The following is a 24,159-nucleotide window of genomic DNA, read 5'->3' on the forward strand; positions in this document are numbered from 1 at the left end:
TGTGATCCACGTTGTATTGTTTGAGCCTGAAATTCCTGCCAACACGGGTAATATCATTCGTTTATGCGCTAATACAGGTGCGCAGTTACATTTGGTCAAACCTTTAGGTTTTGAACTCGATGATAAAAAATTGAAACGTGCTGGATTGGATTATCACGAATATACGCGGATGAAGATCTGGGACAATATTGAACAATGCCTTAAATATCTTAAAGCGCATGGAATTACTGAATCTGAAGTTTTTCCATTAACCACCAAAGGCAGTGCGACACCACATACAGTCGATTTAAATCGTTCGGTTGCATTATTGATGGGGCCTGAAACGCGCGGTTTGCCTGAGCATGTGCGTTTAATGTTTCCACAAAAAAACTGGATTCGTTTACCGATGGCAGAAAACTCACGCAGTCTGAATTTGTCGAATGCAACGGCAGTGATTGTCTATGAAGCATGGCGGCAACAAGGTTTTCAGCCTTTATCATAAGAAGATTTAAATATCTCCATAATGACTTGCAACCACAATGACATAACCGTCAGGGTCTTTAAACCAGACTTCGCGATGGTTGGCATTTAAATTGACTTTCGGTTGTTCCAGAATGTTGACTTGATGTATCTGTAAACGCTGTACCAAGTCATCAAAATCAAAGGTTTTAAACCAGAGCAAAACACCATTGCCTTTGGCGGCATCAGGATTGCCCAAATAAGGGTGATGGTGCGCTTGCCATTGGTGTAGCTGTAAAACCATTTCACCTTGTTCGTTCAGCAGTTGTTCGTATTCAGTGCCGCCATGACCACTTTTAAGTTCAAGAACCTGTTGATACCACTGACTACTCAGTTCGACATTATGAACTGCAATTAAAGGTTGAGGTGTCATTCTATCTCTCTTTTTTATGATGTCGCTGTGTTTTGAGATGAATCATAATTTTGTTGTGCTTTGAGAACAGCTTCAATATGGGTTTCTGCCCATCCTTTGAGTTGTAAAGCTGTTTGCGAAACATCGCGACCTAAATCGGTTAAACGATATTCGACTCGAATGGGCGCAGTATCTTGTACCTCGCGCAAAATAAAGCCATCCCGTTCTAATATTTTTAGTTTCTGCGATAAAACTTTTGGAGAAATTCCTTCAATTTTTTTCTTGAGCAAATTGAAATGAATCGGTTGTTCTTCCAAGACATTTAAAATCAATAGTACCCATTTATCTGCAATTTTTTCAAAAAAAAGACGTGCAGGACAATTTTGACTATAGACATTATATCCGCAGGCAGAATTCACGACTGTACTCCTAAATTGTGGCTTTTGTGTAAATATTTTACGAGAAAGCACTTGGTTATTGTTTGGTAACTAATTGACACCTAGTTTCTAAAATATATCATTAAACCATCTCCATGCAAATAGGGCATTTCTAATGGCTAAGGTATCTCTGGTTTATTTTTCAGGCTATGGTCACACTAAGGTTTTGGCAGAAACTTTTGCCGCGCAAATTGAAGCGAATTTGATTGAAATTAATCAGGATGGTGATATTCAGGATCATGACTGGCAGACGCTAGATGATTCTGCTGCAATTGTATTTGCAGCACCAACCTATATGGCTGCGGCACCATGGCAATTTAAAAAATTCGCCGATGCAAGCTCTAAGAAATGGTTCACGCGCGCTTGGCAAGACAAAATTTTTGGTGGTTTTACTAACAGTGCAAGTCTAAATGGTGATAAACAAGTCACTCTAATTCAGTTCCAGACATTGGCATCACAACATGGTGGTATTTGGGTCAGTTTAGGTTTATTGCCTGCCAATACTAAAACAGCAACGCGTCAGGACATCAATAATCTGGGTGGTTCAGTCGGTGCACTGATTCAAACTCCTGCGGATGCCAGTGTAGATGAAATTCCAGAAGGTGATATTGAAACAGTCAAAAGTTATGCAGAGCGTATTCAAACGATTACCGATCGGTTTAGCCTAACAAAATAATGATGTCCAATATTGGCTCAGATTTAACAGATCAATCCGACAACTTTTGGATCGCAAACTGATTAAATTTGAGCCAATTTCCATTGTCACTCTTTATTGAAAATCTAAGTTGAAAAATAAAAAATGGGATAAATTATTGAGGTTCAATTTATCTTTATCATCATGTGAACTAACCAATGAATTTTCTAAAATCACGTATGATCCGATAACAAACGTACAATCCGCTCAATGAAAATAAAATCAATGCGCCTAAGATATATTTTAAATTGTCTATATCATTCTGATAAAGCTGTTGAATATCTTGCTGTGACCAAGTCAAAGCGGTGGGTTGATTGTTTTGAATGTCTATCCATTGAATATTTTGAAAATAAAGATAATTTCCGATCGATTGAATGGTCGCTTTGCGGATGTAACGTGTACTAAATAGATTGTATTGATCCGTACAAACAGTTTTTAAATAATGTTCACAACTGAGCTTCATCACATAACCGTGATCTTTTAGCACGATCAGCGCAGATTGATCTGGTTTTTGATTATTCGACATCAAGATGTATTGATGATCTGCATCTGTACTAAAATGAACGACTTTTCGACTTTCATACAGCTCATTACTGTTTAAAATATCCTGTGCTTTGATAAGACATGTGATGACCAAAGCGGCAGTAATTACAAAAATACAGATCGCTAGGCTCAAGCGGAATATCTTTTTGATCGTTTGATGCATACTCATCTACTAAAATTTTAAAATTAAGCCCAAGACTTTAACATTCGAACCTGTTCAAGCATGTTGATTGTAAAAACATCATACACTCTTTGAATAGGTAGATTTTATGTTAAAAAAGCTAATTATTTCACAGATTGAGAGAAAGTTTTCGTTAAAATTATCATGACTTTGAAATGACATTTTGATGTGTATTTTTATTAGAAATAATTGAAAACGGTTTCGGTTATTCCTGTAATAAGTGAAGGACTTTTATGGGTAATTATTTTTTACTACAAGCACTGAGCGTTATATTTGCACTTTCAATTGCAACTACGATGTTCAATAAGCGAATTTTAGATTTTCCTCAAGCCATTGGCGTGCCTATTGTTTCGGCGGTGTTGGTATTTGTTTTGCAATGGGGGGCGAACTTACTTCAAGGCAATCAATTTATCACCATCAATATCCATAATATTGAAGAAGCGGTACGGGGGATTGATTTTTATGATTTTTTAATCAATGGTGTAATCTGCTTCATCTTAACCTCCTCAGCGCTCAAATTTAAAATATCTGATTTACGAAACCATTGGAAACCGATCGGGATACTGGCCACGATTGCACTATTGCTTTGTGCGATTCTTTTTGCAGGTTTAATGTATGGTTTTCAATTTTTGATTGGTCATCCAGTTCCTATACTTGTATTACTCCTTTTAGGGTCAGCTTTGGGTGCAACAGATCCGATCGGTATTAAGGGTGTACTGAGTTCGGTTCGCGCTCCACATCATTTGATTGTTAAATTAGAAGGTGAATCTTTATTTAATGATGCCATGTGTATTGCGGTATTTATGACCTTACTCAATGTATTGCAAGGGGAACATTTCTCTCTTATGCATACACTTGAAAATTTCGTTTATGAAATTGTCGTTGCTGCGATGATTGGCTGGGCGTTTGGATTAGGAATTCTACGCTTACTTCGTGGGAAACATGAAATGGAATCCCTGATTTTAACAACAGCATTACTCGCTTGTGGTTCTTATTTGGTGGCATTATTTGCCCATGCTTCCGCACCGATTGCTTGTGTGATTGGGGGATTAATCGTAGGTAACAAATGGAAAGAAATATTACAGGAACGAGAAATCCGTGAAGTTAATCATTTCTGGCATACCGTGGAAGGGATTATTAATTCTTTCCTTTTCACATTAATTGGGCTGGAACTTTTTATTCTGGATTTAAATGCAAGCATGATTTTTGGGGGGATTCTTGCATTTATTGCGCTACATATTTCTAGATTTGCAGCAAACTTTTTATCCTTCTCATTTTTTCCATCATTTAGATCAAAGAGTTATAATGGTAGTTTGACGATATTATCTTGGGGGGGCGTACGTGGTGGTATTTCATTAGCTTTAATATTAGCAGTCGCAAACGTTCCTGAATTACGTGAATATAGTAGTATTTTAATTGGTTATACATTTATTAGCGTACTTCTTTCGGGTGTTGTTTGTGGTTTGGGTTTACCTGCGGTGATGAATGCATTTTATTATAATCCGAATGAGGAAACTCAAGGGTTTAAAGGTTGGTATCAGCAGTTATGCCATAAAATGAATCGGCGTGGGTTTAAATACATTGTTGGTGAAGATGCCAACGGAATGGAGACTATTACGATTTACAACCCTGAAGTCATTATTGATAAAAAATCAGAAGATGGAATAGCCTCTGTGCATAATCCTAATAAAATTGAAGAAGTAAAACGTTTAGAGAATCCCGATAATTTTTAATTGGTTAGTTCTTTTTATGTAGTTTTCAATATGGCTAAAAGTTTATGGATGTAACTTTTAGCTTTTTTATTAAATTTTGTTTAATAAATATATTAGAATGAATTAAAGTGAAAATGCTATTATTAAAAAATATTTAAATTAATTGAACTTATTTAAAGATCATCTAAATAAATAATAATTTTATAGTGTATCTTTTGTATCGAAATGTATTTTAAATGTGACTTGATTTTGTTGTTAAATAAATTTTTATAAATTAAACAAGTATTTATGTGTTTTGATTATGCGTTAAGTGATTTGAGTATCATTTTTTTTTAATGTGTCATATTTTGCATATTTTATTTTTTAAATTTTAGGTTTTAAATAATATTTACATAAAAACTGAAGTATTTCTCATTTTACAGTGTGAGATATCGAAGTGAAATAATTAGAAAATAAAACCCTAAGACTAAATAAATAAGGAAATGAGAATATGTCAGATATACAAATTATTGCCAAAGCGAGCCATGCAACTTTAGTTAATTCAACTGCTAGTACCGTTAAATTAACAGAAGCCTCAGTTGTTTTAATAAAAGCCCCATCCACAGATGTTAAAGCCATTACAAGAAATGGAATGAGTGCAGTTGTCGAATTGAATAATGGCGAAAAAATCATTATTCAGGATTTCTTTAGTACCCAAACTGCAACTAACAATAGCTTAGTGTTTGAAGATGCACCTAATAAATTAATGTGGGCGCAGTTTGTCGATGCTCAAGGCAATGCGATGAATCCCGTTATCTATGAACCATTAACCAAGCTTGAGCCATTATTATATGATGATCATGGCAATGCGATTAGTCCGTGGGCATGGGTGGCTGGCGTAGCTGCTGTAGGGGCAATTGCTGCTGCGGCTGGTGGTGGAGGTGGTGGATCATCAGGAGGGAGCGGCACCACACCAGTTGACAATCCAGATAAAGTCGCGCCAAAAGTGACTCTTTCTACTCAATTGACGAATGATTCAACGCCAATATTGAATGGAACAATAGATGATCCAACTGCAAAAATCACAGTTGTTGTCGATGGAGTGAGTTATCCGGCTACTAATAATGGGAATGGTACTTGGACTCTGGCAGACAATACATTACCACCTTTAACTGATGGTTCGCATACCGTTGTGATAAATGCAACTGATGCCGCAGGAAATGTGGGGACAACCACTGGGACAGTGATGATCGACACTGTGGCACCAGCTGCCCCTGTTGTCAATCCAGTAAATGATACGGATGCAATTACAGGAACAGCCGAATCAGGTTCTACAGTAAAAGTAACTTTTCCTGATGGAACTACAGCCACAGTGGTTGTGGATTCTGATGGGAAATGGAGTGTACCAAATCCTGGACTTCATGATGGCGATAAAGTAACAGTGATTGCTCAGGATCCAGCGGGAAATACTTCATCACCTACAGAGGTGTTTGTTGATGGTGTAGCACCAACAGTGACTCTTGATGATCATTTAACCAATGATTCAACGCCTGCTTTAAATGGAACTGTTGATGACCCTGCTGCAAAAGTCACAGTTGTGGTTGATGGTGTGAGTTATCCAGCTATGAATAACGGGGATGGAACCTGGACGCTGTCAGACAATACGTTACCTGCTTTAACCGATGGTTCACATACCATTGTGGTAAATGCAACTGATGCAGCAGGGAATGTCGGGTCAATAACAGATAATTTAGTGATTGATACGATTGCACCCAATGTACCAATAATTAATCCAGTAAATGGTACGGATACAATTACGGGAACAGCCGAATCAGGTTCTACAGTAAAAGTAACTTTTCCTGATGGAACTACAGCGACAGTAGTTGCTGATTCTGATGGGAAATGGGATGTACCAAATCCTGGACTTCAGGATGGCGATAAAGTAATAGCGGTCGCTCAGGATCCTGCTGGAAATAGTTCGCAACCTGCACAAGTAGTTGTTGATGGTGTGGCGCCAGTAGTGAGTTTGGATAATTTATTAACCAATGATAATACACCAGCATTGCATGGAACGGTTGATGATCCATCTGCAAAAGTCACAGTTGTCGTTGATGGTGTGAGTTATCCAGCTACGAATAACGGGGATGGAACCTGGACGCTGCCAGACAATACATTACCTGCTTTAACCGATGGTTCACATACCATTGTGGTAAATGCAGCTGATGCCGCAGGAAATAGCAATACCATTTCCAAAGACATTTCTATCGATACCACAGCACCGAGTTTGACGATTACGACAACTGATACCACATTATCGCCTAACGAAACTGTAGATATCACCTTTAACTTTAGTGAGAAAGTCATCGGATTTGACTTGTCTGATATTCAAGTCACAGGAGGCTCAATTTCACAACTTCAAACCACTGATGGTGGTTTGACTTGGACAGCAAAATTCACCCAGTCTGGTACCGATCAGCCTAGCATTCAAGTTTCTGGCACTGGTTATACCGATCTTGCGGGTAATAATGGTACAGATGCCATATTGGATGGCAATAACAACTTTCATTATGATCCAGATGCAAAAGACGTGATAGGCAGTGTGGCTTTATCTGCGGGAGAAGACGCAAATAATGATGGTGTAATTAATACAGCAGAATTAGGAGCTGACGGCAAAGTCAATGTTGATATTAGCTTAGGTGTAGATGCAGTTGTTGGGGATGTAATCGTAATCAATGGCGAATCACACACATTGACGCAAGCAGAAATAGATGCACAAAAAGTTATTGCTGCGGTGAGTGTGGCTGATGGTAGCAATACTATAATTGTTACACATGACGATGGTCTGGGAAATATAGATTCAGCTCAAACGACTGTTAATGTTGATATTACACCTCCAAATGTTACACCAATAATAGGATCAGTGAGTGATGATGTTGCGCCTGTTATGGGAATTCTGAATTCAGGAGATAGCAGCAACGACAAAATGCCAACCTTGACAGGTACTGTAGATCCATCTGGTTTAATAGATGGCAGTGTCATTACTATCTACGATAATGGGAATGCGATTGGTACAGCGGTGATTACAGACCCAGCTACGGGTTCATGGAGTTTTACACCATCAACTGATTTAAGTGAGGGTAATCATTCGCTAACAGTTGCTTTGGTTGATCCAGCTGGAAATAAAGGCAATGCTAGTCCTGTTTTTGATTTAATTGTGGATACGGTTGCACCCGCTGCGGGAACAATAATTTTCAATAATTTGACCGACAGCGGCGTACAGGGGGATGGTATTACCAATGATAAAGCTTTTGACTTAAGTATTTCAGGTCAAGAAGCAGGATCAACTGTCGTTTATCAAGAGCTGATTGGGGGTGCATGGACAGATTTAACGGGTCCAAACATTACAGAAGCAAGCGATGGTGAACATACTTATCGTGCAAAAGTAACTGATGCTGCGGGTAATGAAAGTACGACCGCCACTATCAGTATCAACATCGATGCTACTCCACCTGTGGCAGGTACACTGGCTTTTAGTAATCTGACCGATAGCGGTGTACAGGCAGATGGTATAAGCAATGATAATACTTTTGACTTAAGTATTTCTGGTCAAGAAGCGGGAACCACTGTTGTTTATCAAGAATTAATTGCTGGTACATGGACGGATTTAAGTGGTCCAAATGTTACAGCTGCTAGTGATGGTGAGCATACTTATCGTGCAAAAGTGAGAGGTGGTTCCACATGTTTGAACAACTAAAAGCTTATTTATAAGTGATACTCTGCTCTAGTTAAGCTACCTTATTTTGTTGTGGTAGCTGGTCATAGTAAAACTCATCTGGAGTCATTTTGTCCAGACTCGAATGAGGTCGTTTCAAATTATAAAATTCAAAATATGCGTTTAATTGCTTCTTCGCATCCAAAACATTGCTGTAGGCTTTGAGATACACCTCTTCATATTTAACGCTCCGCCATAATCGTTCAACCATCACATTATCAACCCATCGACCTTTACCATCCATACTGATTTGAATGCCATTTGATTTCAATACATCAATAAATGCATCACTGGTAAACTGACTGCCTTGGTCTGTATTAAATATTTCAGGTCGACCATATTTTTCAATAGCTTCATTTAATGTTTCTATGCAAAATGTAACCTCCATACTAATCGATACTCTATGCGCAAGTACCTTGCGGCTATGCCAATCAATCACAGCACATAAATAAACAAAGCCTTTTGCCATAGGGATATACGTTATATCCGTAGACCACACTTGATTACTGCGCTGAATAGCCAATCCTTTGAGCAGATATGGATATTTGCGGTGAGCTTGATTAGCCTGGCTTAAATTTGGTTTGCAATATAACGCATTAATGCCCATTTTCTTCATTAAAGTACGTGTATGACGTCGTCCTATATGATGTCCTTGACGATTCAACAAATCACGCATCATCCGGCTACCTGCAAAAGGGTATTGCATATGTAACTCATCCATACACCGCATTAGCTTCAGATCTGATGCACTCACAGGTTTTGGGCGATAGTAATAACAACCACGGGAGACTTTCAGCAGCTGAGCTTGCTTAGATACTGAAATCTGAAGTGAGTCATCGATTAACTTTTGTGGTTGAAGCGGCCCAGTTTCTTCAACACACCTTCTAAAAAATCAATTTCTAATGCCTGCTCACCGATTTTTGCATGTAGTTTTTTTAGATCGATGGGTGGTTCTGTTGGAGCTTTTGATTGATCGAAAGCTTGCGAGGAAGCTGAAATCAGTTGATTTTTCCAGTCGATAATTTGGTTTTGATGAACATCAAATTCAGCACTCAATTCAGCAAGTGTTTTTTCTGCTTTAATCGCAGCAAGTGCTACCTTAGCTTTAAAATCATTTGAATGATTTCTTCTTGGTCTACGTGCCATAAAATACTCCATATATTGATGTTTATAACATCATTTGGGGAGCAAAATATCACTTATAAGTGTTGTTCAAATTTCCTGATCCACCTCTGTGATTGATACGGCTGGCAATGAAAGTGTGACTGATAGTATTCGTATTGATATTGATACGACAGCACCAACTCTCACTCCAACTATAAATTCTGTTGAAGATAATGCAGTACCTGAAACGGGAGCATTGGATTCTGGTGATAGCAGTAACGACAAAACCCCAACCCTTATGGGTATTGTAGGTCCATCTGGTTTAACGGATGGCAGTGTAATCACTGTCTACGATAATGGTAACGCGATTGGTATAGCCGTAATTACAGACCCTGCTACGGGTTCGTGGAGTTTTACCCCATCAACTGATTTAAGTGAGGGTGATCATTCATTTACTGTCGCTTTGGTTGACTCAGCAGGTAACAAAGGCAATACGAGTCCAGCTTTCGATTTGATAATTGATACGACAGCGCCAAGTTTGACGATTACGACCAGTGATACCACCTTATCCGCTAACGAAGTAGTAGACATCACCTTTCATTTTAGTGAAAAAGTGATTGGATTTGATCAATCAGATATCCAAGTCCTAGGCGGTTCGATTTCCCAACTTCAAAGCACCGATGGCGGTTTGACTTGGACAGCAAAATTTACCCAATCAGGCACAGAACAACCAAGTATTCAAGTTTCAGGAAGTGGTTATACCGATCTTGCAGGTAATACGGGTACAAATGCGACATTGGATGGGAATAATGACTTTCATTTTGATCCAACTGCAAAAGATGTCATAGGTAGCGTGGCATTATCAGCAGGAGAAGATGCAAATAATGATGGTGTGATTAACACCGCAGAATTGGGTGTGGATGGTAAAGTCAATGTAGATATTAGCTTAGGTGCAGATGCGGTTGTTGGAGATGTGATTGTAATCAATGGCGAGTCACATACTTTGACGCAGTCAGAAATAGATGCACAGAAAGTTGTTACTTCGGTAAGTGTGGCTGATGGTAGCAATACTATAATTGTTATACATGACGATGGTCTGGGAAATATAGATTCAGCTCAAACGATTGTAAATGTTGATACCACAGCACCCAACAGCACCACCACCACAGTCATTATTAATAACATCACCGCGGATAACATCCTGAATGCAACAGAAGCTAGCGGCAACTTGACCATCAGTGGAAGTTTGACTGGAGACTATCGCGTAGGCGATGCGGTGACAGTCAATGTTAATGGCACAGATATTCCGACCACCGTACAAACAGGAGGAGCATGGAGTATTAGTGTTGCGGGCAGTGAATTGGTTGCAGATGCAGACAAAACCATCAATGTGAGTGTCAGCGCAAGCGATGCAGCTGGTAATGTCGGTGTGGTGACCCAAGATAAGGTTTATACGGTTGACACTACACCACCAGATAGCAGTAGTACCACTATTACTATTGATAACATCACCGCGGATAACATCCTGAATTCGACGGAAGCCAGCGGGAATGTGACCATCAGTGGAAGTGTGATTGGAGACTATCGCGTAGGCGATGCGGTGACAGTCAATGTTAATGGCACAGATATTCCGACCACCGTACAAACAGGAGGAGCATGGAGCATCAGTGTTGCGGGCAGTGAATTGGTTGCAGATGCAGACAAAACCGTTAATGTGAGTGTCAGTGCAAGCGATGCAGCGGGTAATGTCGGTGTGGTGACCCAAGATAAGGTTTATACGGTTGACACTACACCACCAGATAGCAGTAGTACCACTATTACTATTGATAACATCACCGCGGATAACATCCTGAATTCGACGGAAGCCAGCGGGAATGTGACCATCAGTGGAAGTGTGATTGGAGACTATCGCGTAGGCGATGCGGTGACAGTCAATGTTAATGGCACAGATATTCCGACCACCGTACAAACAGGAGGAGGATGGAGCATCAGTGTTGCGGGCAGTGAATTGGTTGCAGATGCAGACAAAACCGTTAATGTGAGTGTCAGTGCAAGCGATGCAGCGGGTAATGTCGGTGTGGTGACCCAAGATAAGGTTTATACGGTTGACACTACACCACCAGATAGCAGTAGTACCACTATTACTATTGATAACATCACCACTGATAACATCCTGAATGCAACAGAAGCCAGCGGCAATGTGACCATCAGTGGAAGTGTGACTGGAGACTATCGCGTAGGCGATGCGGTGACAGTCAATGTTAATGGCACAGATATTCCGACCACCGTACAAACAGGAGGAGGATGGAGCATCAGTGTTGCGGGCAGTGAATTGGTTGCAGATGCAGACAAAACCGTTAATGTGAGTGTCAGTGCAAGCGATGCAGCGGGTAATGTCGGTGTGGTGACCCAAGATAAGGTTTATACGGTTGACACTACACCGCCAGATAGCAGTAGTACCACTATTACTATTAATAACATCACCACTGACAACATCCTGAATGCAACAGAAGCCAGCGGCAACGTGACTATCAGTGGAAGTGTGACTGGAGACTATCGCGTAGGCGATGCGGTGACAGTCAATGTTAATGGCACAGATATTCCGACCACCGTACAAACAGGAGGAGCATGGAGCATCAGTGTTGCGGGCAGTGAATTGGTTGCAGATGCAGACAAAACCATCAATGTGAGTGTCAGTGCAAGCGATGCAGCAGGTAATATTGGTATCGTTACACAAGATAAGGTTTATACGATAGAAACAGTCGATGCTGTTAATGATACGGTTGATTTAGATATTATCAGCCAGACCTCAGTCACTTATGCACCAGTAATTGATAGTGACACTCAAGTATTGGGTTTGTTACAGTCGACTTATAACACTGACAATAGTGCATCAGTGATCGTTGCTCCTGACCAGTCTGGTTCATTGAAAATTGAGATTAGTCAGACAGCATTGGTTGCTGTGGCAGATGCATTCCGTTTAGATGTGATAGATAGCAGTGGAAATATTGTGTATTCGGCTGTGACTCAAAACTCTTTATTAGGAGATGTAGCCGGTCTTCCAATATTGGGGCTAACAGGCGATAACACTTTAACTGCAACCATCGATGGTTTATTACCTGGTAGTTATTCTGTGGTGGTAAGAAATGATTCTAGCACTTTAACGAATCTGCTTGATGCCGATGGTGGTGGAGTATCCTTACAAGATTTAGGGGATGCTGGCGTAATCATTGGTGCAAATAATCAGACAGTTATTTTAACTGCGCTATCAAATGCTTTGGGTTCTACACTTGGACCACTTGCGGTCAATTTACTTACTCCTGTTTTAGCTACACTTAATGGGCTTGGTGTTGATCAACTTGTAAATCCTATAGTTAGTGTTTTAAATACTATTGGTTTTACTGGACTTGCAGACACAATTATTTCAGATGTGGCTCAAGCCCTTTTAAGCAATACCTTGACTCTTCTTCAAACCACGACTATTACCACAACACTCACTGAAACTGATTTTGCCGTAGAAAGCGCTTCAGGAAATGTGATCACAAATGATCATCCAAATCAGGGTGATTTTATTACTTTAATTCAAAACAGTGAGGGTGTTCAAAAAGTAGTTTTATCTGATAATACTGATGTTACGCTTGCAGGGAAATATGGCACCTTAACCATCAAAGCAGATGGTACCTATACTTATAATGCCTATGGAGATGCAACATCAGCAGGAAAAACAGATGTATTTACCTATACGTTGTCTAACGGTATTAGCTCAGATCAAGCAACTTTAACCATTAATATTGCTGATAAAAGTGCAACTACTCTTAGTTTAAGTCTAGCTGCAGATAATGGAAGCAGTAATGCAGATCATATTACCAATAATGGAACGATAAATGTTACTGGAGTTGAGCAAAATGCAACATGGGAATATCGTGTAAATGGTGGTAGTTGGCAAACAGGTACAGGTTCAAGCTTTACATTAAATGATGGTATTTATACCAGCGTAGAGGTTCAACAAAAAGATAGTGCGGGTAATGTTAGTGCAATAACCGATTTGGGCGCTGTAACGATTGATACCACACCGCCTTTGCTCAGTATTTTGGGTGCGCAGGACAATGTAGGCGTGTCGCAAAATAATTTATATTTTGGGGCAACTACAGATGACTCAACACCAACACTGTATGGGAAAGGAGAGCCTAATACTACGATTAGCATTGTTCAGGATGGTGGAACACCTATAACCGTGAATGTTGACGCAAGTGGAAATTGGAGTTACACGCCAACAAACGCATTGACCTCATCTGCGACAGGTGTTCAACATACTTGGGCAATTAGCGCGGGTGATGTTGCTGGAAATCAGACAAATTCAACATTTACTCTTAATGTAACTGGACCAGCAGCACCAATTGCTGCGGCAAATAGTAATGCATTGTTAGGTTTAGTGGGTGCAGATGTTACGGGCTTAATTGATTTAAATAAGCAGTTCTTTGTAGCGGCTGATGTTAATAACAATTTATCAAAAGTTGAAATTACATTAGATTCAACAGTCTCATTAGGTGGTGAAAAGTTTGAATATTCGCAATATTTAGCAGAAATGTTTGGTTTAAAAATAACTGCACAGACAAGTAGTTTGACGGTTACGGATCCTCTCTTGGGAATAGTTCTAATTCCTGGCCAACCAGCCAAAATTACCATTGAGTCATTAACTGCAAATACCCCACTTGATAATCAGATCATTAATGAGTTTTTAGCTTCAGTGAAAATGTCGGGTGGCCTTTTAGGGGGAGTTTTAAGCCTCAGTCTTTTGAATGATTTGACGATTAAAGCAACGGATCTGACAAATCTTTCAACAGAATATACTCGAATGGATTTAGCTGATGCGGGAGTCTTGAAAAACTTACTTTCTGGAAATAATACGCCAGTACATGTAGGTACATCTGGAGATGATTCTTCATCACTGGATTATGCAAGTAGCACATCATCTGTACATCTATATGGTCTTGCTGGTAATGATATATTAAAGGGCGGATCTGCTAACGATATACTTCGAGGCGGCGATGGAAACGATATTTTGAATGGGGGCGCCGGAAATGATTATCTTAATGGTGGTTCTGGACAAAATACATTTAATGGCGGTTCGGGTTCAGATACGGTATTCTTTGATCTTTTATCCAATAACAGTTTAGGCGGTCATAGTGGGTTAGATACTTGGACAGATTTCCATGTAGGCAATATCACGACAGACCAAAATGCGGATAAAATTAATGTCTCAGAGTTGTTGGATTCTTCTGCCAACGCTGGAAATATCAATGATTATTTAAGCTTGGTTAAAGTGAGTGATACGTCTTATAAACTCAATGTTGACCGCGATGGTACAGCTGGATCATATCAATCTGAAACCCTACTTACACTTAATTTTCAGGCCAATGAAACGCATGCCAATCTAACCATTGATGATTTATTACATAATCAACAAATTATTTTCTAAGTAAATTAGCGTGAGATAAAAGTGAATAATGTATTCGCTTTTATCGTGATTAAAGAATATTAAAAATTTAATCATAAAAAAGAGTTTTCGTAATATGCGAAAACTCTTTTATTTATAGATAGTGTTAATTTAAATTCGCTGTAATCTTTTTCAAAATACCTAAAATCACATCAAACTCGCTTTGAAGTGGAGTACTTTTGCGCGTGATTAAGGCGAGGGTGCGACTTGGAGCATCCTGAAGTGGTTTGATTACTAACTCATCATTACCCTTTAACATATGCGTTTCAATCGCGATCGCAGGTAACAAGGTAAAGCCTAAGTTTGAAGATACCATTTCAATCAGGGTAGGTAAGGAGCTGGCTTTCAGACGATTATCATTTTTACGCTCACCAATTGGGCAGGCACTTAAAGCATGATCACGTAAACAATGACCTTCTTCTAAAAGCATCAATCTGGATAAATCAAGATCATCCAAAGATTGAGCATTTAAAGAATGTTGATCATGTTTATTACAGACGAGGTATAAGTCTTCTTTGGCAACTTCTGAGACTTTTAAGCCGCGGGTATCAAATGGTAGAGCCAACAGCACCATGTCCAGATTGCCATGTTCAAGGCGCTCTACAATTTTTTCACTTTGTGCTTCGTGTAGATGAAGCTGAATCTTAGGAAGTTGCTTATGCACCTCTTCAAGAAGCGGTGTCAAAATAAAAGGCGCAATGGTCGGAATAATCCCCAAATGGAGATCTCCTGTGAGAGGTTCACTCATTTCCCGACTTAAACGCATCAAATCCTGAGCATCTGCCAGTAAAACACGAGCCCGCGCAACCACTTGTTCACCAAGCGGAGTTAAACGTACATTTTGGCGGTCACGTTCAACCAGAACGCCACCAAGCAAACGTTCAAGTTCCATAATCCCGCCCGACAAAGTCGACTGCGTGACGAAAGAACGACGTGCTGCTTCTGTAAAGTGCAACGTTTCTGACAGCGTCACTAAGTATGACAGCTGTCTCAATGATGGTAATGCAGCCATAGTGTCCTAATTTGATGTTCTAAAGTGGTTCGCAAATAAACCGCTAAGTTGTGGAATAAAATGTGCAGGGATATCATGCCCCATTCCATGAATTAATTCAAATTTGGCATTTGAAATTGCTTTGGCAACAGCTTTACCATGACTTGGCGGAAGTAACCGATCTTGTGATCCGTGTACAACAAGGGTGGGCTGTTGAATTTGCTTATCAAGTTGTAGTAATGAACCTGTACATAAAATGGCTAAAAATTGTTGTAACACGCCCGCAGGATGATAACTGCGTTGATAAAGTTTGCGTGCAGTTTGCATGGCTTCCATTTGATTGACATAACCCGGTGAGCCAATAATTTCATAAAGTTTTAGGCTATGATTAATAATACCATCTTCATCATTGGATTTAGGCTTACCAATCAGACTAAAAAGCTGTTTGGGAAATGGAGGCGGTAGCAAGGCCTGATTATTACTGGTAAATAATAAACCTAACTTCTCTACTTTTTCAGGATATTTCGCCGCAACAATTTGGGCAATCATCCCGCCCATTGATGCTCCGAGTACATAAACCTTACCCAATTGCATTTCATCAATCAACATGGATACGTCTTCAGCCATATCATAAAGGGTATAAGGCGCACCTTGATTGCCTAAACCCAATGCAAAACGTCCCATCAGCTTAAGCGTATTTAAACGTTTCCCTTTATGTCGAATCTTGGAGGAAAGACCAATATCACGATTATCGAAACGAACGACATGAAAGCCTTGATCGATCAATGATTTACAAAAGAAATCAGGCCAGAATAACATTTGGGCGCCCAAGCCCATCACCAATAAAATCGTTGGTTTTTCAGGATCGCCACCGACTTCGACATGAAGTTCAAGTCCATTGCTCAGTTTGACTTTTGTTTCATGCATAAATGAGGTGTAAGGTGAAACTTTGTATTCCAAGGCGCTATTCATTTTTCTTTTGATTCTCCAAAAAGGCATTTAACAAGATAAATGCCTTGGATTATTTAAACCTTAAATTTGAGCTGGAATCAAGTCTGGAACGAGTTTTGTTAAGGTCAAACGTTGTTTCGCTGCTGTTGGCCCAAGCAGTACAAAGCCACGTAATGTCCCCTCAGCATCTGAAGCTTTTGCAAGCATGCCATCTTCAAGTTCTTCAGTTTCCCAATTGACGTCAACATCTACAGGGGCGGGAAGTACAGTCAGAGGTGCCGCAGGTGTTTTAACAGCAACGGGCATGGCTGGATAATGTACAGACGTTGTTTGTCCAGTTAATGTTTTAGCTAATGCACGAGCTTGCTGCATAATTGGCATAACATAAGGAAGCAATGTTCCATTGACTTCGGCACAGTCGCCAATTGCAAAAATATCAGTTTGATTAGTTTCGAGTAAACTGTTGGTAATGACACCACGACTGGTTTGAATCTCGGCGGTTTTTGCCAAAGAGATATTAGGCTGTAAACCAATGGCTGAAAGGACGATATCTGCAACGAGGGTCTGCCCGTTGGCAAGTGTAACCGCATAATCCTGTCCATCATTTATTTTTGTGACTTTTTCAACTGTGGTTGAAAGTACAAAACGAATGCCACTTTGTTCTAGATTTTGTTGGAATGCTTCGGCTACATGGGCTGGCAATAGACGACCTAAAGGACGAGGTGATAAATCAATGACGGTGACATCGTGATCTGTATTTTGAAGATCATTTGCAAATTCGCAGCCAATGAGCCCAGCGCCTAAAATGACCACACGTTTGTCATTACATTGCGCTAGATTTTCGCGGAAGGCGCGATAATCAATCAGTGAATTCACCACATGAATGTCATCACTTCCATCGCCTGCAATGGCAAGGCGAATCGGATTTGCACCCACAGCTAACACTAATTTTGAATAGGGTTGAACGTTTTGTTGTCCATCTTTTTCTATGACTAGCTCATGACGATCTGCATGAATTTCTTTGACCCATGTATGCGTCTGAATTTGCATATTGAGTTGTGTTGACATTTTTTCGGCATCACCCAACTGAATTTGTTCAGGTGCTTTATTGCCAACAAGTGCATTAGATAAAGTCGGTTTAGCATAATTTACTGCATCGTCAGCACAAATCATGAGAAGTTCATGGTCTGGGTTTAATTTCCTAAACTCGCGAGCCAACGTGTAACCTGCCATGCCTGATCCAATGATGACGATAGGATGCATTGCGTATTCTCCATTCACAGTAAATGATTAACTTTTAAGTAAAAAGACCATGAATTGTACATGGTCTTGATGAAACATATTAGATTTCGATCATTTCAAAATCAGCTTTTGAAACGCCGCAATCTGGGCAAGTCCAGTCATCTGGAATGTCATCCCATTTTGTCCCCGGTGCAATGCCGTCTTGTGGCCAGCCTTCTGACTCGTCATAAATCCATCCACATACGATGCATTGATATTTTTTCATTTGATTCTCCAACCCGATAAGTTCGCTTCAGCTGCCTGTCGTAAAACGAATCCATTCTCTAAATATAGACTCTAGCGATAAATGCAATCACATTTATACAACTTATGATTTTTGCGCAGATCATCAGCTAAGTAAAGCAATTAAAGGAGTTTAATCATTCAGAATAAAAGCGGAATGGCAGCTTGGGACAAAAGCGTGGTTTTTTGGGCAATGAAGCCAATTAAGTCATTTTGAATAAAAATAAATTGATGTTTTACAATTGGTTGTATCGCGGTTTTCTTGAAAAAGTGGCGTGATAATTAATCAATAATCTTGTTGTTGATTGGTCTCACTGGTCTAGTTAAATATGAAGGTGTAAAATTAAGACATTCATTTGCCATCTTAGATTGTATTTATGACCGCTCTTGCTCAGACTTTATGGTCGCATATTCGGACTGTGCCTGATTTTCCTAAAAAAGGCATTTGTTTTTATGATTTAACTCCTTTATTTGTCAAAGAACTAGACTTACTCACTGATGCATTAATTGCAGCCATTCCCGAGTCACAATTACAACAGGTCGAAAGTTTTGTTGCAGTGGAGGCAAGAGGATTTGTATTAGCCACGTTATTGGCACAACGATTAAAAAAAGGTTTATTGTTGGTGCGTAAGGCGGGCAAGCTACCACCACCAGTCGAATGTGTTGGTTATAGTCTGGAATATGGTTCAGATCAGTTAGAAATGTCAGCGCAAATCGAAGCGCAAAAAGTTATTTTGGTAGATGATGTGCTAGCGACAGGTGGAACCTTAAAAGCGGTTAATCAACTTTGTCAAAAATGTGGACATCAGGTCTTGGGTGCTGTCATTTTACTGGATTTGCCAGATCTTCATGCGGATTTAGGTTTATCAGTCTGGCATGTGCTAGATAATAAATCTGAGGGTTATTCTGAATAAATCATATCCATAAAAAGAGAATGAGACCTCATTCTCTATAGGCGCTATAGGATAGCCTTCAGATTTACTTAAAGTACTGTTTTTGAATATGTTCAATTAGATGATTAATCTTTTCGGGCTGTTCAAGACGATGATGACCACCTTCAACAGCATCGATTAGCATATAGTTTTCCAATTGTGATTGAACTTCACGCATATCGATCACCTCATCACCTAATTCAAGATAAGCCAGTCGTGGAAGATCGTTATCCAGATCTTCAGGCGAAATAGGGGGATAGTCATCACGAAAAAGAGGGGTTAAACTTGGGTTAGCCACAATCGCAGCCAATTGATATTGACTAGAGAGTTTAAGCGCCCAATACCCGCCTAGACTATGTCCAATCAGAATATTTGGTCGAATGCTTTGAATAATATTTCGATAAAAATGTGCAACTGTTTCATAGTTTAAATTGCGATAATCGACATCAATACAAAACTTGTTTGTACTTTGAATAGCATGAAACTTGGTGGATTCACGCGAGGAATCCAAGCCATGCAAAAATAATATTTTAAATTGATCTTGCAGCATTTTTATTTAAACCAGTAGGATGAATAAACTGGTCATTCCATGTCCACAGCTATTCGTTTTAAAAGCACCTCAATGTTTAAATATTTTACTGTGAAGTATGGAGAATGAATCTTAGATTTTGGTCTAAGGAGATGGGTTAAAGCATTCAAGAAAATAGGATTCACATGAATTTCAAAGATAGAGCCGAAGAAATCATACGAAAATCTGATGACATCTGCTAAACTCTACGACTTCATTTTTTTACTTAATCGAGGCAGAGATGACGCAACAAAACGCTCAATCGACTTCTGAACCCATTATTTCCGAAAACGATTTAATTGCACAGCGTCATGCCAAGTTAAAACAAATTCAGGACAATGCGAAGCAAAGTGGCCAAAGTCCGTGGCCAAACAGCTTTAAACGCGAACATTACGCTGCTGATTTACAAGAACAATTTAACGATCAAGATAAAGCACAGATTGAAGCGGCTGAACATGTTTATGTGAAAGTTGCAGGGCGTGTCATGCTCAATCGTGGATCATTTATGGTGATTCAGGATATGACAGGTCGTATCCAGCTGTATGTGGACCGTAAAGGGTTGCCAGCAGAAACTTTGGAAACCATTAAGAGTCTGGATCTGGGCGATATTATCGCGGCTGAAGGCTATATTGGTCGTTCAGGCAAAGGCGATTTATATGTTCACCTTGAAGGCTTTGAATTACTGACCAAATCGTTGCGTCCTTTACCAGACAAATTTCATGGTTTAACTGATACCGAAGCTAAATATCGCAAACGTTATTTGGATTTGATCGTCAATGAAGAAACGCGTAAGACTTTTGAAATTCGTGCCAAAGTGGTTGCAGGGATTCGTGCATTTTTGAACAATGAACGTTTTATGGAAGTTGAAACCCCAATGATGCATATCATTCCGGGTGGTGCTTCTGCGCGTCCATTTGAAACGCATCACAATGCATTGGATATGCCATTATTCTTGCGTATCGCGCCTGAGCTTTATTTAAAACGTCTGGTGGTAGGTGGTTTTGAACGTGTGTTTGAAATTAACCGTAACTTCCGTAATGAAGGGGTATCGACACGTCATAACCCTGAATTTACCATGATCGAATTTTATCAGGCTTATGCGGATTATAAAGACCTGATGCAATTGACTGAAAACATGCTGGAAAAATTGGCTCTGGATATTCTGGGTAGTACAGACGTTCCGTATCAAGGCGAAGTATTCAGCTTTAAAGGGCCGTTTAAAAAGATTTCCATGTTCGATGCGATTTTGGAAAATAATCCAGAATTTACGCCTGAAAATGTGAATGATCGTGAATTTTTGGCTAAATTTACTCAAGACGTATTAAAAGAACAGGTAAAACCTGGCTTTGGTTTAGGTAAATTACAAACGATTGTGTTTGAAGAAACCGTTGAAACCAAATTGCGTCAGCCTACATTTATTACTGAATATCCAGCGGAAACGTCACCACTAGCGCGTCGTAACGACGACAATCCACATATTACTGATCGTTTTGAATTCTTTATTGGTGGTCGTGAATTGGCGAATGGTTTCTCGGAGTTGAATGATCCGATCGATCAAGCGGAACGTTTTCAGGCGCAGGTTGCAGAAAAAGATGCAGGTGATGATGAAGCGATGCACTATGATGCTGACTTTGTGGAAGCACTTGAGTATGGTTTACCACCAACCGCAGGTGAAGGCATCGGAATTGATCGTTTGGTGATGTTATTTGCTGATGCACCAAGTATCCGTGATGTTATTTTATTCCCGCATATGCGTCGGAAAGAAGGTTAATATTTTAAAAGCAAAAACAAGCGCCTAAATGGCGCTTGCTTTTTATGGATGCAGAAAAATTATTTTTTGACGGCTTGTGTATAACGTTCGTTGACTTTATTCCAGTTCACCACACTCCAAAATGCCTTGATATAGTCCGCACGACGATTTTGGTATTTTAAATAATAGGCATGTTCCCAAACATCCAATCCGAGTAAAGGCGTACCTTTTGTTTCAGCAATATCCATGAGTGGATTATCCTGATTCGGTGTTGAGGTGATGGCAAGTTTTCCATCTGGCGTGACGATCAGCCAAGCCCATCCTGAACCAAAACGACCCGAAGCTGCCTCGTTAAATTTTTGTTTAAAGGCATCTAATGAACCAAAGTCCTGATTGATTTTTTTCAGCAGTGTTGCGCTTGGTTGCCCTGTTTTCGCTGTGGGTGCTAGGCTATCCCAAAAGAAGGTATGGTTAAAATGACCACCACCATTATTACGAACAGCTGTATTGTATTTTGAAATCTGTTTTTGTAGCTGAATAAGTTCGATTTTGTCGAGCTCTGGATAAGTCTTAATCTGTGCATTCAAGTTATCGACATAAGCTTTATGATGTTTGCCATAATGAATTTCCATGGTTTGATGATCAATGGCGGGCTCTAAAGCATTGCTGGCATAGGGTAAAGGTGCTTGTTTAAAGTCAGCAAGTGCAGACATACTGATGACTGATGTAGTTAAAAGAAAAAGCGTAGTCTTAAATGCTCGTGTCATTGGATCGTCCTTATATGTCGAAAACTTTTTCAAGATCACATAGTAACGGGTTTATTATAGAGAATGATTCTTGGTTACATATATATAATAAATTTTGTATCAAATTGATCAAAAATTAAATATTCTTTAAGTTTTATATGGATCATTTTTAGACTTATTTCAGACATTCTTTTATTTCTTTTTGCGGAAGAAAAATAAAAGGCGGTTTCAAACCATGATGACAGAAGTCTTTTGTCTAAACATACACAGCAATACTATTTTTAATTTATTTATCTCAAATAAACTGCTCAATAGAATTTGAGTCATGCATCACCCAATATTGTATTTTGTATGCTAAATGTTCTTAAATTTTAAATGTCACCCAGTATTTCAATGTATTTGAGTATTTGATGAACAGATGGTCGCTAAAGGTGTTGACGCTTATCCTGCTTCTATAGATAATGCGCACACAGTTTATGGCTATGTAGCTCAGTTGGTTAGAGCACCGCACTCATAATGCGGGGGTCACAGGTTCAAGTCCCGTCATAGCCACCATTTTTAAAGATCATGTACCTTACGTGATCTTTTTTTTTATTTACATTTTTCGTTCATCTACTTTTGTTAACATCAAGTTCAATGTTTTAGTTTTCTAATTAAAAACGAACTTATGCATTTTCATTACCTCACTTTCAGGAAGTTATGACATGAATAAGTCAGTATTACTACTCACAACAAGTATTATTTTTAGCTCGAGCAGCCTATGGGCATCCGATTTAAGTTGGGGTGATCCTCAAGAAAATCTGGGGGAAATCAAACTTTCAGGTGCAATACGAACTCATTTTTATAGTAAGGATTATCAGGAAAAAGCCAATGAGGGTCAAAATAATCTCTGGCGTTTAGCAGATATTCGTCTGGTGCTGGATTATGAAAATCCAGATTGGCTGGCTTCGATAGATGGACGCTGCTATCGATATGATCAACTTTGTGATGCGGTTTTTTTACGTCACGCGTGGATAGGCTACAAGTTAAATGATGAACAACGGATAAGTTTAGGTTTGCAGCCTATTAATTTTGGATTAGGTGAATTTTGGGGCAGTAGTTATTATGAAACGCTCATGAATACCTTAGGGTTTGAGGATGTTTCCAATCTTGGAATCCAATACCAACTTCATCATGATGACTATCACGCGAGCTTTGCATTCTATCCAAGTGATGGTGGAAATTATAAAGGCACATCAAAAGATGCCAGTCGTTATACTCCAAACTTTGTGGAATCAGATGATTTAACTACGGGAACACATTTAAAAGAAAAAAATATGTGGATCGCGAGGTTAACCAAAAAAATTGAATTAGATGAACGTCGTCAGCTAAGTACAGAGCTAGGGACATCTTTTTGGTATTCAGAGATTGAAAATAAACGTACTCATCGCGATGGACATCGTAGCACATGGAATATTTTTGCTACGACTCAATTCGGTCAGTGGCAATGGCTTAGTTTATATGGTCAGCAGAAGATCAATAATCACGACGATATGTTCCCAGACAGCTCAACCATGGGTGCTTTTGATAGCAATTACCAACTGGCAAACCAAGGACGCTATTTCCTCAATGAAGTGAATTACACCTTTGAGCAACCCTATTTTCACTTAGAAAATATTAGGCCGTATTTATCGCATAGTCGTTTCTTTAAAGATGAATCAGGTTATAAAGATTCAGAGCGTTTAATTGGTGGGATTGCATTTAATTATAAAGCCATTGGCGTTCAGGCTGAATACCTTATGAGTCGCAATGACCCGATGAACGGCGGAGACGCTGAAAGTTTGGCACAGGGGAATCAAACTCAGAATGGCTGGGATAAAATGTTTTATCTCGCGGTGGGTTATTATTTTTGATTATCAGGTTTTAAGCTCAATACATACTAGAAAATG

Annotated in this window: 17 protein-coding genes, 1 tRNA gene and 1 pseudogene; 9 read left to right on the plus strand and 10 right to left on the minus strand. The window is 39.4% G+C overall.

Annotated features, from left to right (window positions below):
• Position 1 precedes the first annotated feature (1 nt).
• Positions 2-481, plus strand: coding sequence for a tRNA (cytidine(34)-2'-O)-methyltransferase (locus tag I6L31_RS15380; protein ID WP_005003263.1), 480 nt, complete (start codon positions 2-4; stop codon positions 479-481).
• 6 nt (positions 482-487) lie between these two features.
• On the opposite strand, the gene I6L31_RS15385 is transcribed toward I6L31_RS15380, so the two are convergent.
• Positions 488-871 carry a VOC family protein gene (locus tag I6L31_RS15385; RefSeq protein WP_005003266.1) on the minus strand — a complete coding sequence of 128 codons (384 nt, stop codon included), beginning with the start codon at positions 869-871 and terminating at the stop codon, positions 488-490.
• A 14-nt stretch (positions 872-885) separates the two neighbouring features.
• Positions 886-1,269: a winged helix-turn-helix transcriptional regulator gene (locus I6L31_RS15390; protein ID WP_005003267.1), complete on the minus strand. Its 384-nt coding sequence runs from the start codon at positions 1,267-1,269 to the stop codon at positions 886-888.
• A gap of 133 nt (positions 1,270-1,402) precedes the next feature.
• Between I6L31_RS15390 and I6L31_RS15395 the strand changes: the two genes are divergently transcribed.
• Entirely contained in the window at positions 1,403-1,963 is a 561-nt protein-coding gene (locus I6L31_RS15395) for a flavodoxin family protein (RefSeq protein ID WP_005003273.1), read from the plus strand.
• A 169-nt stretch (positions 1,964-2,132) separates the two neighbouring features.
• On the opposite strand, the gene I6L31_RS15400 is transcribed toward I6L31_RS15395, so the two are convergent.
• The gene (locus I6L31_RS15400) at positions 2,133-2,687 is read right to left on the minus strand and encodes a hypothetical protein (protein WP_005003274.1); all 555 of its coding nucleotides are present in this window, start codon (positions 2,685-2,687) and stop codon (positions 2,133-2,135) included.
• 251 nt (positions 2,688-2,938) lie between these two features.
• Between I6L31_RS15400 and I6L31_RS15405 the strand changes: the two genes are divergently transcribed.
• Together I6L31_RS15405 and I6L31_RS15410 are read left to right on the plus strand one after the other, a co-directional pair.
• Positions 2,939-4,438 (plus strand): cation:proton antiporter, encoded by a 1,500-nt coding sequence (locus I6L31_RS15405; protein WP_004996495.1) that lies wholly within the window; start codon positions 2,939-2,941, stop codon positions 4,436-4,438.
• Positions 4,439-4,919: 481 nt separating this feature from the next.
• Positions 4,920-7,883, plus strand: a pseudogene (locus I6L31_RS15410) (Ig-like domain-containing protein); the annotation flags it as partial.
• 298 nt (positions 7,884-8,181) lie between these two features.
• On the opposite strand, the gene I6L31_RS15415 reads toward I6L31_RS15410, so the two are convergent.
• A protein-coding gene (locus I6L31_RS15415) for an IS3 family transposase (protein ID WP_223235881.1) occupies positions 8,182-9,314 on the minus strand; the annotation gives its coding sequence in 2 pieces (ribosomal slippage) (positions 8,182-9,062 and positions 9,062-9,314; 1,134 coding nt in all).
• 88 nt (positions 9,315-9,402) lie between these two features.
• Here I6L31_RS15415 and I6L31_RS15420 point away from each other — a divergent pair.
• A complete protein-coding gene (locus I6L31_RS15420; protein ID WP_219349268.1) occupies positions 9,403-14,751 on the plus strand; it encodes a beta strand repeat-containing protein in 5,349 nt (1,782 codons plus the stop codon).
• A gap of 124 nt (positions 14,752-14,875) precedes the next feature.
• Here I6L31_RS15420 and oxyR read toward each other — a convergent pair whose 3' ends face one another.
• From oxyR to rubA, 4 genes are all read right to left on the minus strand, one after another.
• On the minus strand, positions 14,876-15,781 hold the full coding sequence (gene oxyR / locus I6L31_RS15425) for a LysR family transcriptional regulator OxyR (RefSeq protein WP_004990358.1): 906 nt from the start codon (positions 15,779-15,781) through the stop codon (positions 14,876-14,878).
• Between the two features lie 6 nt (positions 15,782-15,787).
• Complete coding sequence (estB, locus tag I6L31_RS15430; protein ID WP_004990357.1) at positions 15,788-16,732, minus strand: esterase EstB; 945 nt, start codon at positions 16,730-16,732, stop codon at positions 15,788-15,790.
• Positions 16,733-16,792: 60 nt separating this feature from the next.
• A complete protein-coding gene (gene rubB, locus I6L31_RS15435; RefSeq protein ID WP_005003284.1) occupies positions 16,793-17,974 on the minus strand; it encodes a rubredoxin reductase RubB in 1,182 nt (393 codons plus the stop codon).
• A gap of 79 nt (positions 17,975-18,053) precedes the next feature.
• Complete coding sequence (rubA, locus tag I6L31_RS15440) at positions 18,054-18,218, minus strand: rubredoxin RubA (RefSeq protein ID WP_004990351.1); 165 nt, start codon at positions 18,216-18,218, stop codon at positions 18,054-18,056.
• 394 nt (positions 18,219-18,612) lie between these two features.
• Between rubA and I6L31_RS15445 the strand changes: the two genes are divergently transcribed.
• Positions 18,613-19,149 (plus strand): adenine phosphoribosyltransferase, encoded by a 537-nt coding sequence (locus I6L31_RS15445; protein ID WP_005003289.1) that lies wholly within the window; start codon positions 18,613-18,615, stop codon positions 19,147-19,149.
• 64 nt (positions 19,150-19,213) lie between these two features.
• Here the strand turns inward: I6L31_RS15445 and I6L31_RS15450 are convergent, their stop codons facing one another.
• On the minus strand, positions 19,214-19,717 hold the full coding sequence (locus I6L31_RS15450) for a YqiA/YcfP family alpha/beta fold hydrolase (protein ID WP_005003292.1): 504 nt from the start codon (positions 19,715-19,717) through the stop codon (positions 19,214-19,216).
• A gap of 259 nt (positions 19,718-19,976) precedes the next feature.
• Between I6L31_RS15450 and lysS the strand changes: the two genes are divergently transcribed.
• Positions 19,977-21,506: a lysine--tRNA ligase gene (gene lysS / locus I6L31_RS15455; protein ID WP_005003294.1), complete on the plus strand. Its 1,530-nt coding sequence runs from the start codon at positions 19,977-19,979 to the stop codon at positions 21,504-21,506.
• Between the two features lie 59 nt (positions 21,507-21,565).
• Here the strand turns inward: lysS and I6L31_RS15460 are convergent, their stop codons facing one another.
• Positions 21,566-22,252 (minus strand): superoxide dismutase, encoded by a 687-nt coding sequence (locus I6L31_RS15460; RefSeq protein WP_005003297.1) that lies wholly within the window; start codon positions 22,250-22,252, stop codon positions 21,566-21,568.
• Positions 22,253-22,709: 457 nt separating this feature from the next.
• On the opposite strand from I6L31_RS15460, the gene I6L31_RS15465 reads away from it, so the two are divergent.
• Positions 22,710-22,786: transfer RNA gene (locus I6L31_RS15465), tRNA-Met, on the plus strand.
• Between the two features lie 149 nt (positions 22,787-22,935).
• The gene (locus tag I6L31_RS15470; RefSeq protein ID WP_005003300.1) at positions 22,936-24,123 is read left to right on the plus strand and encodes a hypothetical protein; all 1,188 of its coding nucleotides are present in this window, start codon (positions 22,936-22,938) and stop codon (positions 24,121-24,123) included.
• Positions 24,124-24,159: the final 36 nt, after the last annotated feature.

The sequence above is a fragment of the Acinetobacter septicus genome (assembly GCF_019355975.1).
Taxonomy (GTDB): Bacteria; Pseudomonadota; Gammaproteobacteria; order Pseudomonadales; family Moraxellaceae; genus Acinetobacter; species Acinetobacter ursingii.

What these genes read in the sequence shown, in the direction of transcription:
- I6L31_RS15385 (WP_005003266.1), bottom strand. Translation starts at nt 871, where the DNA reads ATGACACCTCAACCTTTAATTGCAGTTCATAATGTCGAACTGAGTAGT.
- I6L31_RS15395 (WP_005003273.1), top strand. Translation starts at nt 1,403, where the DNA reads ATGGCTAAGGTATCTCTGGTTTATTTTTCAGGCTATGGTCACACTAAG.
- I6L31_RS15400 (WP_005003274.1), bottom strand. Translation starts at nt 2,687, where the DNA reads ATGCATCAAACGATCAAAAAGATATTCCGCTTGAGCCTAGCGATCTGT.
- I6L31_RS15405 (WP_004996495.1), top strand. Translation starts at nt 2,939, where the DNA reads ATGGGTAATTATTTTTTACTACAAGCACTGAGCGTTATATTTGCACTT.
- oxyR (WP_004990358.1), bottom strand. Translation starts at nt 15,781, where the DNA reads ATGGCTGCATTACCATCATTGAGACAGCTGTCATACTTAGTGACGCTG.
- estB (WP_004990357.1), bottom strand. Translation starts at nt 16,732, where the DNA reads ATGAATAGCGCCTTGGAATACAAAGTTTCACCTTACACCTCATTTATG.
- rubB (WP_005003284.1), bottom strand. Translation starts at nt 17,974, where the DNA reads ATGCATCCTATCGTCATCATTGGATCAGGCATGGCAGGTTACACGTTG.
- rubA (WP_004990351.1), bottom strand. Translation starts at nt 18,218, where the DNA reads ATGAAAAAATATCAATGCATCGTATGTGGATGGATTTATGACGAGTCA.
- I6L31_RS15445 (WP_005003289.1), top strand. Translation starts at nt 18,613, where the DNA reads ATGACCGCTCTTGCTCAGACTTTATGGTCGCATATTCGGACTGTGCCT.
- I6L31_RS15450 (WP_005003292.1), bottom strand. Translation starts at nt 19,717, where the DNA reads ATGCTGCAAGATCAATTTAAAATATTATTTTTGCATGGCTTGGATTCC.
- lysS (WP_005003294.1), top strand. Translation starts at nt 19,977, where the DNA reads ATGACGCAACAAAACGCTCAATCGACTTCTGAACCCATTATTTCCGAA.
- I6L31_RS15460 (WP_005003297.1), bottom strand. Translation starts at nt 22,252, where the DNA reads ATGACACGAGCATTTAAGACTACGCTTTTTCTTTTAACTACATCAGTC.
- I6L31_RS15470 (WP_005003300.1), top strand. Translation starts at nt 22,936, where the DNA reads ATGAATAAGTCAGTATTACTACTCACAACAAGTATTATTTTTAGCTCG.